This window comes from Pseudocitrobacter sp. RIT415, from assembly GCF_003057695.2.
GTDB classification, from domain to species: Bacteria; Pseudomonadota; Gammaproteobacteria; order Enterobacterales; family Enterobacteriaceae; genus Pseudocitrobacter; species Pseudocitrobacter faecalis.
In genome coordinates this window covers 14,620-29,798 of sequence record NZ_QBJC02000013.1, presented here as the reverse complement: position 1 = coordinate 29,798, position 15,179 = coordinate 14,620, and the positions used below count along the sequence as shown (strand labels likewise).

16 protein-coding genes are annotated in these 15,179 nt (G+C 52.6%); 6 read left to right on the top strand and 10 right to left on the bottom strand.

Going from position 1 to position 15,179, the window contains the following annotated elements; all coding sequences use genetic code 11:
* Positions 1–44 precede the first annotated feature (44 nt).
* Complete coding sequence (locus tag DBY68_RS13935) at positions 45–293, top strand: DUF333 domain-containing protein (RefSeq protein ID WP_108475780.1); 249 nt, start codon at positions 45–47, stop codon at positions 291–293.
* 71 nt (positions 294–364) lie between these two features.
* Positions 365–670, top strand: coding sequence for a hypothetical protein (locus DBY68_RS13930; protein ID WP_108475692.1), 306 nt, complete (start codon positions 365–367; stop codon positions 668–670).
* A 32-nt stretch (positions 671–702) separates the two neighbouring features.
* On the opposite strand, the gene DBY68_RS13925 is transcribed toward DBY68_RS13930, so the two are convergent.
* Complete coding sequence (locus tag DBY68_RS13925) at positions 703–1,047, bottom strand: DUF488 domain-containing protein (RefSeq protein WP_108475691.1); 345 nt, start codon at positions 1,045–1,047, stop codon at positions 703–705.
* 139 nt (positions 1,048–1,186) lie between these two features.
* Between DBY68_RS13925 and DBY68_RS13920 the strand changes: the two genes are divergently transcribed.
* Positions 1,187–1,894: a CTP synthase gene (locus DBY68_RS13920; RefSeq protein ID WP_108475690.1), complete on the top strand. Its 708-nt coding sequence runs from the start codon at positions 1,187–1,189 to the stop codon at positions 1,892–1,894.
* 4 nt (positions 1,895–1,898) lie between these two features.
* Here DBY68_RS13920 and DBY68_RS13915 read toward each other — a convergent pair whose 3' ends face one another.
* On the bottom strand, positions 1,899–3,080 hold the full coding sequence (locus DBY68_RS13915) for a CynX/NimT family MFS transporter (RefSeq protein WP_108475689.1): 1,182 nt from the start codon (positions 3,078–3,080) through the stop codon (positions 1,899–1,901).
* Positions 3,081–3,176: 96 nt separating this feature from the next.
* On the opposite strand from DBY68_RS13915, the gene DBY68_RS13910 reads away from it, so the two are divergent.
* Positions 3,177–3,968, top strand: a complete 792-nt coding sequence (locus DBY68_RS13910; protein WP_167405918.1) for a helix-turn-helix transcriptional regulator — start codon at positions 3,177–3,179, stop codon at positions 3,966–3,968.
* Here DBY68_RS13910 and DBY68_RS13905 read toward each other — a convergent pair.
* The 6 genes from DBY68_RS13905 to yeaG form a co-directional block, all read right to left on the bottom strand.
* On the bottom strand, positions 3,952–4,398 hold the full coding sequence (locus tag DBY68_RS13905; protein WP_015964805.1) for a DUF441 domain-containing protein: 447 nt from the start codon (positions 4,396–4,398) through the stop codon (positions 3,952–3,954). The genes DBY68_RS13910 and DBY68_RS13905 overlap by 17 nt on opposite strands.
* 122 nt (positions 4,399–4,520) lie before the next feature.
* Positions 4,521–5,024: a YbaK/prolyl-tRNA synthetase associated domain-containing protein gene (locus tag DBY68_RS13900; protein ID WP_108475687.1), complete on the bottom strand. Its 504-nt coding sequence runs from the start codon at positions 5,022–5,024 to the stop codon at positions 4,521–4,523.
* A gap of 69 nt (positions 5,025–5,093) precedes the next feature.
* On the bottom strand, positions 5,094–6,593 hold the full coding sequence (gene dgcJ, locus DBY68_RS13895; RefSeq protein WP_108475686.1) for a diguanylate cyclase DgcJ: 1,500 nt from the start codon (positions 6,591–6,593) through the stop codon (positions 5,094–5,096).
* 102 nt (positions 6,594–6,695) lie between these two features.
* Positions 6,696–7,130: a universal stress protein UspF gene (uspF, locus tag DBY68_RS13890; protein ID WP_108475685.1), complete on the bottom strand. Its 435-nt coding sequence runs from the start codon at positions 7,128–7,130 to the stop codon at positions 6,696–6,698.
* 187 nt (positions 7,131–7,317) lie between these two features.
* Complete coding sequence (locus tag DBY68_RS13885) at positions 7,318–8,589, bottom strand: YeaH/YhbH family protein (protein ID WP_108475684.1); 1,272 nt, start codon at positions 8,587–8,589, stop codon at positions 7,318–7,320.
* Positions 8,590–8,706: 117 nt separating this feature from the next.
* Complete coding sequence (yeaG, locus tag DBY68_RS13880; RefSeq protein ID WP_015964800.1) at positions 8,707–10,641, bottom strand: protein kinase YeaG; 1,935 nt, start codon at positions 10,639–10,641, stop codon at positions 8,707–8,709.
* A 439-nt stretch (positions 10,642–11,080) separates the two neighbouring features.
* Here yeaG and DBY68_RS13875 point away from each other — a divergent pair, with 439 nt between their 5' ends.
* Together DBY68_RS13875 and DBY68_RS13870 are read left to right on the top strand one after the other, a co-directional pair.
* Entirely contained in the window at positions 11,081–11,827 is a 747-nt protein-coding gene (locus tag DBY68_RS13875) for a MipA/OmpV family protein (RefSeq protein WP_108475683.1), read from the top strand.
* Positions 11,828–11,970: 143 nt separating this feature from the next.
* Complete coding sequence (locus DBY68_RS13870) at positions 11,971–12,822, top strand: aldo/keto reductase (protein ID WP_108475682.1); 852 nt, start codon at positions 11,971–11,973, stop codon at positions 12,820–12,822.
* A 77-nt stretch (positions 12,823–12,899) separates the two neighbouring features.
* Here the strand turns inward: DBY68_RS13870 and DBY68_RS13865 are convergent, their stop codons facing one another.
* Complete coding sequence (locus DBY68_RS13865) at positions 12,900–13,784, bottom strand: D-hexose-6-phosphate mutarotase (RefSeq protein WP_108475681.1); 885 nt, start codon at positions 13,782–13,784, stop codon at positions 12,900–12,902.
* Between the two features lie 73 nt (positions 13,785–13,857).
* Positions 13,858–14,853: a glyceraldehyde-3-phosphate dehydrogenase gene (gene gapA, locus DBY68_RS13860; protein ID WP_015964796.1), complete on the bottom strand. Its 996-nt coding sequence runs from the start codon at positions 14,851–14,853 to the stop codon at positions 13,858–13,860.
* Positions 14,854–15,179 lie beyond the last annotated feature (326 nt).

Below are 15,179 nucleotides of genomic sequence, written 5' to 3'. Positions count from 1 at the left end.
AAATCATGGAGTTTAAAGTGAAACCTCATCTAAAAGGAAAAAGCATGTCGAAACAGATTCTGATCGGTGCCGCACTACTTCTTGTCGGATGCGCACAACAACAACCCGATGCGCCACCGCCGCCAAAACAGATAGGTATGGCTAACCCGGCGTCGGTGTACTGCGTGGAAAAGGGCGGTAAATTGATTGCGCAAAAGAGTGCGCAGGGAGAGAGCAATCTTTGCCTATTGCCGGGTGGCGAGCGTATAGATGAGTGGGCGCTCTGGCGGCGCGATCATCCGCAGAAATCGTGACAATATCGCGGCTCTTGAGTAAACTTCGTTTCGGATAATTCTTAACCGAAGAACGTGAGTAGAACGAGAGCATGTTTTTGCATAAACCGGGTAGCACTGCCCTGATTATTGCCGCGCGTACCCCAGCAGGTCGCGCGAATATTGGTAAAGCCGTTGAGCTGTTTGCGCTTTGCGCGCCGGGAGAGCGTATTTTAAATCCGGTGAATGGCGTGATGACGCAAATGCCTGCGCAATCACCCCGCGCGTTATGGCTGGTTACCGGTGATGTGCGGGCGGCAGATGGGCAATACGGATTCGCGTTTGTGCGCAGCGAGTATCTTTTGCCGCTTACGCCGGATGCGTTGCCCGAAGCGGAAAAAACGCTCAGTCTTGCATAATGCTACGCCGCCAGGCGTAGCATTGAGGCGCTTTACAGTTTGCTCAACCAGTCGGCTAACACGCGCGCATGGTTTTGTGTGGTATTGGTCGCGGCATAAAGTAGCGTAAGGCCCTGGGTATTGGCGATACCTTGCAGACGAATGCCTTCCTCGCGATGCTGATTCAGTTCATCGCGGTAGTGCTGGCAGAAGGTCGCAAAATCGATCACCTCGCTGTGATACGCCTTACGCAGTTCGGCGGAGGGCGTGAGCACTTTACACCAGTCATCGTAGACAAGGTTTTCCTTTTTGATGCCGCGTGGCCATAGCCGGTCGACGAGCACGCGATAACCATCTTCGGGTGTTGCTGCGTCATAAACGCGTTTACACTGGATCATCTCCTGCCTCCTTTACGCTCATCCAGATGATAGACTTTCCACAATACCACCCCCTCCCGGGTATTGCTATTCAAGGGCGACTCCACCAGGATTACGCGCATCATGTTGTTCGAAAAATTGTTACGTATAAGGACCACTCATGGAAAACCCTGCTGTCAAAAATTCCCTTCGCATTGCCCTGGTTGGCGACTATAACCCAGACGTGACAGCCCATCAGGCGATTCCGCTGGCGATCGATGACGCGGCAGCGGTGCTGGATATTCCCGTGGACTACCACTGGCTCGCGACTTCAGATATCCACAGCATCGATGATTTAACCGATTTCGACGCCATCTGGGTGGTACCGGCCAGTCCGTATAAAAACAGTGAAGGCGCATTTTTGGCGATTCGTTACGCGCGCGAAAACAGCCTGCCATTCCTGGGCACCTGTGGTGGTTTCCAGCATGCGATGATTGAATACGCGCGTAATGTCATGGGATGGAACGATGCAGCTCACGCCGAGACCGACAGCGAAGGCCGCATGGTGATTGCGCCACTGACCTGCTCGCTGGTGGAAAAAACCGACACTGTCGAACTGCGCGCCAACACGCTGATTGCGCGCGCGTACGGGCGCGATGAAATTACAGAGGGATACCACTGTAACTACGGGATTTCAGCGGAATTCGCGGCGGCGTTACAGGATCAGCCGCTGCGGGTGACCGGCTGGGATGAAGAAGGGGAGATTCGCGCCGTTGAACTGGTGACGCATCCGTTTTTTGTGGCGACCCTATTCCAGCATGAACGCAATGCACTGGAAGGTCGCCCTGCGCCGCTGGTACAGGCTTTCCTGTACACAGCGGCCAATTAAACGCTTAGTGAATTTCCCGGTCGCGTCCGGCGAGTGCGCCAAACAGCGCCATCACCAGTGAAATGACCGCCACGGCGTAGAGCGGGATATGCCAGTCACCGCTGGCGTCGTGGATTTTTCCCATCAGCGGCGGCCCACAGGCTGCCAGCAAATAACCCACAGACTGCGCCATTCCGGACAGTGCCGCTGCCTGATGTGCCGAGCTGGCGCGCAGGCCAATAAAGGTCAGACCGAGGATCATTGTCGCCCCGGAACCGAAGCCGAAAATGAGCGTCCAGACCACGGCCTGCGCCGGGAAGAGCCAGTAGCCCGCCGCACTCACGGCACACATTAGCGCGACGAGGATGGCGATCCCACGCTGATCTTTGAGCCGATGCAGGATCAGCGGAATCACCAATCCCGGTGCGGCGGTCGCCAACTGCAACAGCCCGTGCAGCGAACCCGCCTGCGCTTCGCTGTAGCCCTGCCCAATCAAAATAGCGGGCAGCCAGCCGATCACGACATAATAGACCAGTGAGTTGATCCCCAAAAAGAGAGTGACCTGCCACGCCAGCGATGAACGCCAAATCCCGCGGCTTTTCAGGGTACGCGAGGTGGTCAGCGTGGCGGTTTTTGCCGCGCGCCACTGCGGTAACCACAGCAGTAACGCCAGGAGCGGAAAGATCATCAGCCCCAGTAATGCGCCACGCCAGCCGAAACCGTTCAGAGCCAGCGGCACGACCATGGCGGAGCCCAGTGCGGCGGCGGCCCCCATGGTGACAGAATATGCGCCGGTCATGCGGGCGACGTTGCCCGCAAAATCGCGTTTGATTAACCCCGGCAGCAGTACGTTACCCAACGCAATTCCGCAACCAATGATCGCCGTGCCGACGAACAGCAGACTCACTGCCGGTAACGAGCGCACCGCAATGCCGCTGCAAATGAGTAGCAGGGCGACTAACAGGCTGCGTTCAATGCCCAGCCGCTGCGCGATACCCGCAGCCAGTGGGGAGACCAGCCCAAAAGCCAGCAGGGGAAGGGTTGTCAGCAAACCGGTTTGGGCAGTGGTTAAGCTGTATTGCGCGCGAATAGCGTCAAGCAGTGGCGCGGCTCCGGTAAAGGTGACGCGTAGCGTCGAGGCGATCAGTAAGATGCCCGCAATCAAAAGCCAGGTGTGGCGGGTGGCAGAAGGTGAAACAGTACGCATAGCATTCTCAATAAAACGATGGGAGGAAGACGATACCCTGTTTAGTACAGGATGAAATCAAGCTAAAATGACAAATTATCGCTAAATTCGGACAAAATTATGTTGGGCCTTGGTCTCGATGGTTATCACCCCGACGGTCATCATGATGCGGCAGTGGCATTCAGCGTTCAGGTTGCACCCGATGAGCAGTACATCCCACAGCATCAGCATCGTAAAGGGCAACTGATTCTGGCGTTGCACGGCGCGATCACCTGTGAGGTGGAAAACGCGCGCTGGATGGTGCCGCCACAGTTTGCGGTATGGATCCCCGGCGGTATGCCGCACAGCAATCGGGCGACGCCGCAGGCGCAGCTCTGTTTTCTGTTTATCGAACCCGGCGCGGCGCAGATGCCTGATCACTGCTGTTCCCTGAAAATTTCACCGCTGGTGCGCGAGTTGATTCTGGCGCTCGCGCAACGGCCTGGTAATGCGCGACAGACGCCGCAAAATCAGCGTCTGACGCAGGTACTGTTCGATGAGCTCCCGCAACAGGCTGAGCAGCAGCTACAGCTACCGGTATCGGGGCATCCGAAGATCCGCCTGATGGTCGAGACCATGGAGGCGGAGCCCGCGCAGTGGCAGACGCTCAGCCAGTGGGCCAGCCGTTTTGCCATGAGTGAGCGCAATCTGGCGCGGCTGGTGGTCAAAGAAACCGGGCTCAATTTTCGCCGCTGGCGGCATCAGTTGCAGTTGATTCTGGCGTTGCAGTTGCTGGTGCGTGGAATGGCGGTGCAGCAGGTGGCGCTGGCGCTCGGCTATGACTCCACCACTGCATTTATCACTATGTTTCGTAAAGGACTCGGCCAGACGCCGGGGCGCTATCTGGCGAGCCTTACGACTTCCCAATAAGAATGGAGACCAGCCCGGCGGCAATCAACGGGCCCACCGGAACGCCGCGAAACAGCGCTACGCCCAGTACGGTGCCAATCAGTAGCCCGGCCACCAGCTGCGGCTGGCTACCCATCAGCACGACGCCGCGTCCCCCCAGCCACGAGACGAAGACGCCAACCGCTATCGCCACCAGCGATTTCCAGTTAACGAAGGAATGCAGAAGCGTAGAAGGGGGCAGGGTACCGCTGGCAATGGGCGCCATGACGCCGATGGTCAGGATAATAATCCCGATGGTCAGCCCCTGTTTTTCAATCCACGGGAAAAAGGTATTAAGCGGAGTGACACGAACAATAATCAGTACCAGGATGGAGACGGCTACGGTGGTGTTATGACTGACGAAGCTGAGCGCCGCCAGACCCAGGAGGATCAGCAGAGTGGTATCGAACATGAAAGGAAATCCTTGCCAGAAAAAGTAAGCCTGCTTACTTTACGCGCAACTGCGTGAATAAGCAGGCTTTTTGTTCTTCGGATTGATATTTGTGGCACTTGCACCAGGTATATTATTAATTCTTATAATTCGCGCCGAAACGTCACCAGTTCTGGCTGCGCAATACGTAAATAGTCTTCGGTATTCAAAATAACGGACTTTTCCAGACGGCCGGCGTTAAACGCAATTTCATCAAATCGTGTAAACAATAACGGGTCTGCAATCAGACGCAGTGAGGGATGAAATGAGAAAGGCGGGATAGCACCAAAAACGCAGGCAGTGAGTTGCTCAACCTCGGCTGGGCTGGCGAGTGAGGCTTTTAGACCGCCCACGTGCTCAGCAATACGCGATAAGTCAGCTTGTTGGTCGGCGGCGAGCACCGCCAGAATATGTTGCTTAACGCCGTTGCCCTTGACTTTACACACCAGCGCTTTGGCGCCCTGGCCCAGCGCGGTGCCACGCATCTCAGAAACGGCTTCGCATTTACCCACCGCTTCGTGGGTCATGACACGGTAGCGGGCGCGGTTTTCCGCTAACAGGGCTAGCAGATGCTGGTGAACATCCTGGGGCGCGTTGATTTCAGACATACCTTCTCCTTGCGACGAAAAACAGCCTTCAGGGTAGACCTTTTCACGGCTAACTCAAGTGGTGAACGCTTATCGGGAACGCTTCCCTTTTTTGTGCAGATACAGCGCGCCGTCGGCTTTCGCAAACGCGCTGTCCAGTGATTCACCCGGCTGCATTTGATAACCGCCCCAGGAAAAGTTCACCGGGAAATCGGTATCCATGGCTGCCAGATTGTTTTCGATACGTTTCACCACCTGCTGTGCCGCATCCAGGGTATTATCGATGAGGATGATATTAAACTCGTCACCGCCAAGGCGAATGCCGTAATCACTCTTACGAATCGACTGATCGATGGCTTTTCCCAACGCCTGAATCATGCGATCTCCCGCCGGATGGCCCAGCGTGTCGTTGATGCGCTTCAGGCCGTCGCAGTCCAGTGCGATGACGCTTACGGCAATCCCTTTTTCGAGTAGCTCGTCGATTTTGGCCTGCAGGGAAGGCGAGAGAAGTTTTCGGTTATACAGGCCGGTCATCACATCCGTGATGTTCTCTCGTGAGAGTCGCGCATTACGTGTCAGATGATAATTGGCATACGCACAAAGCAAATAGGTGGTTAAGAGATAACTGAAGATAAGCCAGGCATTCGAGATGATAAAGTAGACGATGTCCAGGCTGATATGCAGCGAGTAATATTGCGTGATCGCTTCTTTATGATGAATAAGCGTACGCACTCGCCAGGTAGGGTTGTGGAAATTGATTTTTTTTCCGGTGGCGTTGTCTTCGATATGCATCGACAGGAATTTCCAGATAACCGGTCTGTCGGCAGTATAGAACGAAGTCGCCAGATCACTGATATTTATATCCGTGATTATAATGCCTTTAAACGTACTGTCTTTAAACACCGGCGTTAGCATGCTAATAATATTATGGTGAGTATAGCCATCCCGATAAACATGCGAAATGATGTTTTCACCCATCGCCAGATCTTTCAAGCTGCTGTCATCAATGCTGATTGTTTGCGCGCTCTTTTTAATATCGATTGAATTATGGTGGATAACCAGCCAGTTATTAAAGGTGTACTGAGAGCTATCAACCAGTTTATTGATATAGATATAGGAATTCGCCACGTCGATGTAATAGCGAATGTTATCAAATGCGTAGCCGGAATAGTTGGAAAAGGTATACTTTGACGTTTTTCTGGCTGGCAGTGAATTGATGAGCGGAAGATAAGCGATATCCTTGACCCACTGTTCACATGAGGCATTGGTGGTCTGCAGCGTGCCCGGTAGCGCCTGAAAATCATGGCTGGCAAGGTTAAAGCCATTCACACCGTTAAGGTGCTCGAGTTTGTGACAGGCGCGGGTATCATGCTTCTTTATATTGGCATCTGCTGAAAAAGCGCGCGATAGCCGAAAGGCCAGATTCTGATTGATATACTCTTCGTGAAAAAGCGCGGAACGCCCATTTTCAGAGATATAATTCATATAGTTATTAAGATTGCTGTACTCTTTATACAGCAGCCCAAGGAATACACAGGTCGATAAGATGATTATCACAAACGTTGTTTTTTTGCTGCTGAAATGTGACACATTTATATCCTGAACTTCGCGGGCGACGCTGAATTATAGCATGCATTTTTTCAGGATAGGGCACTAAGCGGAAATACCCTTTTCCGCTTAGTGTAAAGATAATTAGCGAATAACCAATACAGAACACTCTGCGTGTCTGACCACTGCCGCAGCGGTAGAGCCCAGTAAATAAGTGGTAAAATCAGGACGATGCGAGCTAATAATAACCAAATCCGCAGGAATGGTTTTTGCCAGCTCGAGGATTTTATCCTTTGGCGCACCTTCCGCGAAGTGTTTGTAAACCCGATCTTCCGGTAAAGAAAACTGCTTAACAATCTCGTCGAGCTTTTTCATGGCATCGGTTTCGAGATCGTCCATCACCGGCAGATCGGCAACATAGCGTGCACCAAGGGTGGCATAGTATGGATACAAAGGGAGTACGGTCAGGAAATGGACTTCCGCATCATCCAGCCGAGCTTGCGCTTCTACCTGCGCAATCACGCGCTGAGTGAGTTCAGTTTCTGAAATATCAATCGGTACAAGAATCTTCGTGGTCATAATACCTCCTTTTGTCATCACCAATTTAAAAGTAACCGTTTATGGTGTGGGGGTATATTAAAAAGTGTACGTTTCGTGAGCTATACCATTTTTTAATGATAATTACCCCGATGAAAGACGTGTTGAGATTCAGCTGATAAGAAAATGAGGAAATCAGCCAGCAAACGGTGTTGCTGGCTGACGGATGTCAGGCATCCTGCTTATGAAAAAGTTCGCGGAATACCGGGTAGATATCTTCCTGATCGCGAATATGCTGCATCGCGAAGTTATCAAATGTCGCCTGTAGATGCTCATATTCCCGCCACAGGGTTTGATGCGCCCGACGGGTAATTTCGATATAGCTGTAATACCGCACCATTGGCAGGATCTTCTTCGCCAGCAGTTCATGACACAGCGGGGAATCATCCGCCCAGTTGTCACCATCTGACGCCTGGGCGGCATAGATATTCCACTGTGCCGGGTTATAACGTTCCGTCACCACTTCATCCATCAGTTTCAGTGCACTGGAGACAATTGTGCCGCCCGTTTCCTGAGAGTAGAAGAACTCATGTTCATCCACTTCTTTCGCCTGCGTATGGTGGCGAATATAGACCACCTCAACGTTTTTATAGGTTCGACTCAGGAACAGATAGAGCAGAATGTAAAAACGTTTGGCCATATCTTTGGTAGCCTGATCCATTGATCCTGAAACGTCCATCAGGCAGAACATTACCGCCTGGCTGGTAGGCTCAGGGCGTTTCTCATAGTTTTTATAACGCAGGTCAAAAGTGTCGATAAACGGCACGCGATCGATTTTTGCCCGCAGCTCAGCAATCTCTTTACGCAGCCGCTCCTCCTCAAGCAACTGGGCAGGCTCACTTTTGGCGACGATTTCCAGACTGGTTTCCAGTTCATGCAATTCGCGCCGTTTTCCCGCCGTCATGGCGGTGCGTCGGGCCAGCGAGTTTTGTAGCGAGCGAACGACGCTGATGTTGGCCGGTACACCGTTTGAGGTAAAACCCGCACGGTGCGTTTTATACTCGGTCAACTGGCGCTGCTGGTTTTTTCGCAGGTTCGGCAGGGCCAAATCTTCGAAAAGCAGATCCAGATATTCGTCTTTCGAAATCTGAAAAACAAATTCATCCTGGCCTTCGCCGTCAGGGCTGGCCTGGCCCTGACCGCTTCCGCCGCCACCACCGCCTCCTTGAGGGCGCTCAATGCGGTCGTTTTGCACAAAATGATCGTTACCGGGATGCACCCGATGGCGAAGCCCGCCGCGCCCCTGATGGAACATCGGCTCGTTAATATCATCCGTAGGAATGGAGACAGACTCACCGCTGTCTATGTCGGTAACCGAACGCTTATTGATGGCCTCGGAAATCGACTGTTTAATCTGCGCTTTATAACGGCGTAAAAAGCGCTGGCGATTCACCGCGCTCTTGTTTTTGCCGTTAAGACGCCGGTCTATAAACCAGGTCATATTTCCCCTCCCGTACTGCCAACTTTTCGCCGTAGGTAGATGCCGAATGGCGCTGCGCTTATCCGGCCTACGGAACGCTGTTATATGCCCGGCGGGCAAAAGCCGCCGGGCATCACATCATGACGATTTACGCACGCGCAGATACCATTCACACAACAGTCGTACCTGTTTACGGGTATAACCTTTTTCCATCATGCGATCGACAAAGTCGTCGTGTTTTTTCTGCTCATCCGTTGACGTTTTGGCGTTGAAGGAGATAACCGGCAGCAGCTCTTCGGTATTGGAGAACATTTTCTTCTCAATAACCGTGCGCAGTTTTTCATAGCTGGTCCAGTTCGGATTGCGCCCGTTGTTGTGTGCTCTGGCGCGCAGCACGAAGTTGACGATTTCATTACGGAAGTCTTTCGGGTTACTGATCCCGGCCGGCTTCTCAATTTTTTCAAGTTCTGCGTTGAGCGATTCGCGGTCAAACAGCTGGCCGGTATCCGGGTCGCGATACTCCTGATCCTGAATCCAGAAATCCGCATAAGTGACATAACGGTCAAAAATGTTCTGACCGTATTCAGAGTAGGACTCCAGATAGGCAGTCTGAATCTCTTTGCCGATAAACTCGGCGTATTTCGGGATCAGATACCCTTTCAGGAACTCAAGATAGCGTTCCGCCATTTCCTGCGGGAACTGCTCGCGCTCAATCTGCTGTTCCAGCACATAGAAGAGATGAACCGGGTTCGCCGCCACTTCCGCATGGTCGAAGTTGAACACGCGAGAAAGAATTTTAAAGGCGAAGCGGGTTGAGAGGCCGTTCATCCCTTCGTCCACGCCAGCATAGTCGCGATACTCCTGATACGACTTCGCTTTCGGATCGGTGTCTTTCAGACTTTCGCCATCATAGACGCGCATTTTGGAGTAAATGCTCGAGTTTTCCGGCTCTTTCAGACGCGACAGAATCGAGAAGCGCGACAAGGTTTCCAGCGTGCCAGGGGCGCAAGGCGCATGCACCAGCTCACTGTGATTAAGCAGTTTTTCGTAAATCTTGATCTCTTCCGAAATGCGCAGGCAATAAGGCACTTTGACGATGTAAACACGGTCAAGGAACGCCTCGTTGTTTTTGTTATTGCGGAAGGTGACCCACTCCGATTCGTTGGAGTGGGCGAGGATAATGCCGTTGAACGGCAGGGCAGAGAGACCCTCGGTACCGTTGTAGTTGCCTTCCTGGGTTGCGGTCAGCAGGGGGTGCAACACCTTAATGGGTGCCTTGAACATCTCGACGAATTCCATGATCCCCTGGTTAGCGCGGCACAGCGCGCCGGAATAGCCATAGGCATCCGGATCGTTCTGCGCGAAGTGTTCCAGCTTACGGATATCCACTTTCCCGACCAGCGCCGAGATGTCCTGGTTGTTTTCATCGCCTGGTTCGGTTTTGGCAATCGCCACCTGCTCCAGAATGGATGGCCACACTTTGACCACGCGGAATTTGGTGATATCGCCACCAAACTCATGCAGACGTTTAGCCGCCCACGGCGACATGATGGTGCCGAGGTAACGTGAAGGCACGCCGTACTCTTTTTCAAGAATCTGCGCATCTTCCTGCGGGTTAAACAGACACAGCGGATGATCGTTGACCGGGCTGCGTTCGCCGTTGGCGCTCAGCACGTAAATCGGCACCCGCTGCATCAAAGATTTCAGTCGTTCCGCCAGGGACGATTTACCGCCCCCAACCGGGCCCAGTAAATAAAGGATCTGTTTCTTCTCTTCCAGTCCCTGGGCGGCGTGTTTCAGGTAGGAGACGATTTGCTCAATCGCATCCTCCATGCCATAAAATTCTTCAAACGCCGGATAGCGTCCAATGACGCGGTTCGAAAACAGACGGGAAAGCCGTGGCTCCTGGGCCGTGTCGACCATTACAGGCTCACCAATAGCCATTAACAGCCGTTCTGCCGCATTAGCATAGGCACTGCGGTCTTGCCGACAAATGGTAAGAAACTCCTGCAGTGTGAACTCTTCGTCCTTGGCAGCTTCATAACGCTGGCGATAGTGATCGAATATATTCATGGCATGCCGTCCTTTCGTCTTTTTTAGCACAGGTGGTTAAGAGCCGTTCGTATGAATAGTGGAGGCTCCCGGAAGCGGTCTGCCGCACGACGCTCGCTGTCAATTCAGCACCCGAACTCCCCGGCTGTTGAACCTTTAACGAAAACGTGCCCTGCGATGACGACTTCTAAAAATAAGCGTAGATGGCATTTGCAAAACTTGCATGCTGTCAAAAATGAATTTCAATGACATATCAATAACTCATCAAAAAATACGGTCATTTATTCTTTTTATGGAGATAAGGGATTTCTTTCTGCTGTCACGTGTTTGCAAACACGCTGTCATCTATTTTCGAGAGAATATCGAGTCAAATTGTGCCATTTCAGGTAAATAATTTGTGATAAGCGGACCTGACGGGTAAACTTCCGCCGCTGATAAGTTGAAAAAGGAATAAAGGATTGTGAATAAAATCAAACTTCTGACGCTGGGCGTGCTGCTGGCTACTTCTGCAACTGCCGTGCAGGCTGAAAGCAAACTGACCCTGGGGGCAGGCGTTGGTGTCATTCAACATCCCTATAAACAGTACGGCAACGATGTTGTGCCGGTGCCAGTACTGACCTATGAAAGTGAGAACTTCTGGTTCCGCGGCCTGGGCGGTGGTTACTACCTGTGGAACGACGGTACCGATCAGCTTTCCCTGACCGCGTACTGGCTGCCGATGTATTTCAAACCGAGCGACAGCGACAGCCATAAACTGCGCCGCCTTGACAGCCGTCACTCGACGATGATGGCCGGGGTCTCCTGGTTCCACCACACCCAGTACGGTTCTCTGCGCACCACGCTTTCCGGCGATACGCTGGACAAAAGCAACGGTCTGATTTGGGATTTGGGCTGGATCTATCGCTACACCAACGGCAACCTGACGCTGACGCCAGGTATCGGTGTCGAGTGGAACAGCGACAACATGAACGACTACTACTACGGCGTGTCGCACAAAGAATCGCGTAAAAGCGGCCTGCGTGACTACAAAGCTGATGGCGGCTGGAACCCGTATCTGGAGCTGAGCGCGAACTATCGCTTCCTCGGCAACTGGAGCGTATACGGTACTGCCCGTTACACCCGCCTGTCTGATGAAATTACCGACAGCCCGATGGTAGACAAAAGCTGGACCGGCCTGCTCTCAACCGGTGTCACTTACACCTTCTGATGACAGCAACGCTGTATCGAGCCCGCCACTGGCGGGCTTTTTTTTGGCTTTTCCCCGGAAACTGGCGTCATAATTCAGGCAATTGACCAACATAATGGCACGCGCTTTTCCTTTAGGGTAAGAGATAACAAAAGGAGGATGTCATGGCAGAAAGAACGGTTTTAGTCGCCGGGCAACGGTCACCGGCGATTGGTCAGGGGACGTGGTATATGGGCGAGGATGCCAGCGCGCGGCGTGAAGAAGTCATGGCGCTGCGGGCGGGCGTTGATTGCGGGTTAACATTAATTGATACGGCAGAGATGTACGCGGAAGGCGGCGCGGAAGAGGTGGTGGGCGACGCAATTCGCGGGATCCGCGACCGCGTATTTGTGGTGTCGAAGGTGTACCCGTGGAATGCCGGGGGCAGCAATATGGCCGCCGCCTGCGAAGCCAGCCTGCGGCGATTAGGTACCGATTATCTTGATCTTTATCTCCTGCACTGGCGGGGGAACTATTCGTTGCAGGAAACTGTAACGGCAATGGAAACGCTGGTGGCGCAGGGAAAAATCCGTCACTGGGGCGTGTCGAACCTCGATTACGCCGATATGCAGGAATTGTGGCAGGTGAAAGGGGGTAAGGCCTGCGCAGCGAATCAGGTGCTCTATCATCTGGCCTCACGGGGAATCGAATACGATCTCCTTCCCTGGTGTCAGCAGCAATCAATGCCGGTAATGGCATACTGTCCGCTGGCGCAGGCCGGGCGTTTACGCAGTGGATTGTTTGCCAACCCGACAGTGAAAGCCATTGCGGATGCGCATCAGGTTACCGTCGCGCAGGTGCTGCTTGCATGGGTAATTCGTCAGCAGGGCATCATGGCCATTCCGAAAGCGGCAACAGTGAAACATGTGGAAGAGAATGCGGCGGCACTGGCGCTGATGTTAAGCGAGGAAGAACAGGCATTGCTGAACCGCGCGTTTCCGGCCCCGGGGCATAAAACGGCGTTGGATGTCGTTTGAAAATAATGCGGTCATTGTAGGCCGGATAGGCGTAGCGCATCCGGCAGACAGCCCGCACAAAAGTGCGGGCTAACCACTTAGCCTTTCACAACCTGGATGGTCTGGCTCAAACGAGACGGTTTATCCGCCGTCGCTTTTTGCGTTTTGCTGGCGCACGCGGTTTCTACACACACGAAGGTTTTATAGCCATCGTCTGGCATATCGCCCATGCTGACAGACAGCGCCGGGCCAGGGTTCCAGCCTACCACGTCCGGGTTATGGTGGTGAATCACGTTAATGCTGCGGTTCAGCGCCGCATCGTGGATCACGCTGCATGATTCCGGATTCAGATAAACGCGGTCGGTACGATCCGGGAAGGTTTGTACGCCGTCGCTCAACACGCCTTCTTTAGCATCGTTCACTTTATCGATAAAGCGGTCGCCAAGGCCACTCACTTTCACCGCGTGGATATCGCCCACGTTGAAATAGGTGTGCAGCGCGCTGGTGGTGTCGAAATCACCGTGTGCTTCCAGTTCGATTTCGCAGGTTTTACCCAGTTTGAAACGAGCGAGCAGGGTGAAGTCGTGTGACCAGTACTGGCGAGAAGCCTCGCTGCTCTGCAGTTCAAAGGTCAGCACCACGCCGTTGTCATCTTCGTTGTGCGCCTTCAGCGCCCACGGCAGGTTGCGGGCAAAACCGTGAGAAGGCAGACCCTTTTGGGCTGCCGGGCCAAACCACGGCCAGCAAATCGGCACGCCGCCGCGCAGCGCAACGCCGGTTTTAAACGGGGTATTGTTGCTGAGCCACAGCACATCCGCTTCTCCCGCCGGTTTCCACGACAGCAGATGAGCGCCCTGAAGCGCAACGGAGGCCTTAACCGCCGGGTGATCAACAACGATAATTTCCAGCTCATCAAGCTGACGACGGGAGAGCACAGGGGTAAGTTGTTCGATTACCGGAAGTGCAAAAATTTTATTAATCATTACGCAATCCTTCTTTTCAAACAAAAAAAAGAGCGACCGAAGTCGCTCTTTCAGATTACTGTTTCATCTCAACTTATTTGGAGATGTGAGCAATCAGGTCCAGAACTTTGTTGGAGTAACCGGTTTCGTTGTCGTACCAGGATACCAGTTTCACGAAGTTGTCGTTCAGTGCGATACCTGCTTTAGCATCGAACACGGAAGTGCAAACTTCGCCGTTGAAATCGGTAGATACCACGTCATCTTCGGTGTAACCCAGAACGCCTTTCATCGGGCCTTCGGAAGCAGCTTTGATTGCTTTCTTAATTTCTTCGTAAGAAGCAGCTTTTTCCAGACGAACGGTCAGGTCAACAACGGATACGTTCGGAGTAGGAACGCGGAACGCCATACCAGTCAGTTTGCCATTCAGTTCTGGCAGTACTTTACCTACTGCTTTAGCAGCACCGGTAGAGGACGGGATGATGTTCTGAGCTGCGCCGCGGCCGCCACGCCAGTCTTTGTGAGACGGGCCATCAACGGTTTTCTGAGTTGCGGTGGTCGCGTGAACAGTCGTCATCAGACCTTCGATGATGCCGAAGTTGTCGTTGATAACTTTTGCCAGCGGTGCCAGGCAGTTGGTGGTGCAGGATGCGTTAGAAACGATGTCCTGACCTTCGTATTTGTCAAAGTTAGCGCCTTTAACAAACATCGGAGTGTTGTCTTTGGACGGGCCAGTCAGAACAACTTTTTTCGCGCCAGCAGTGATGTGCTTACGAGCGGTTTCGTCAGTCAGGAAGATACCGGTAGCTTCAGCAACTACGTCAACACCAACTTCGTCCCATTTCAGGTTAGCCGGATCACGTTCAGCGGTAACACGGATTTTTTTACCGTTAACGATCAGATGACCGTCTTTCACTTCAACGGTACCGTCGAAACGGCCGTGAGTGGAGTCATATTTCAGCATGTATGCCATGTAATCAGCGTCTAACAGGTCGTTGATTGCAACGATCTCGATGTCAGAACGTTTCTGAGCAGCACGGAAAACAATGCGACCGATACGGCCAAAACCGTTGATACCTACTTTGATAGTCATATATTCCACCAGCTATTTGTTAGTGAATAAAAGGTTGCCTGTAAAATTACAAAAACCTTACGCAGCGTCAAGCGGAATCGTGTCAATCATTGCGACAAATCAATCCTCAGCACAACCTTTGCTCGATTGAAATGCCTCACTCTCCCTTTGAGCTTGTAACCACATGGGGTCGGCGCGGCGAATTTTAAAGGTTACAGCAGATAAAAATGTGAAATGAATCACAATAATCCGGCACTCTTATCGTATCGAATAAGTTTAGAACAAAAGTCGATACGTCATTGTTAATGTTTTGTTAGAATCGAAGTTGAGATGTACTTTTCATAGCG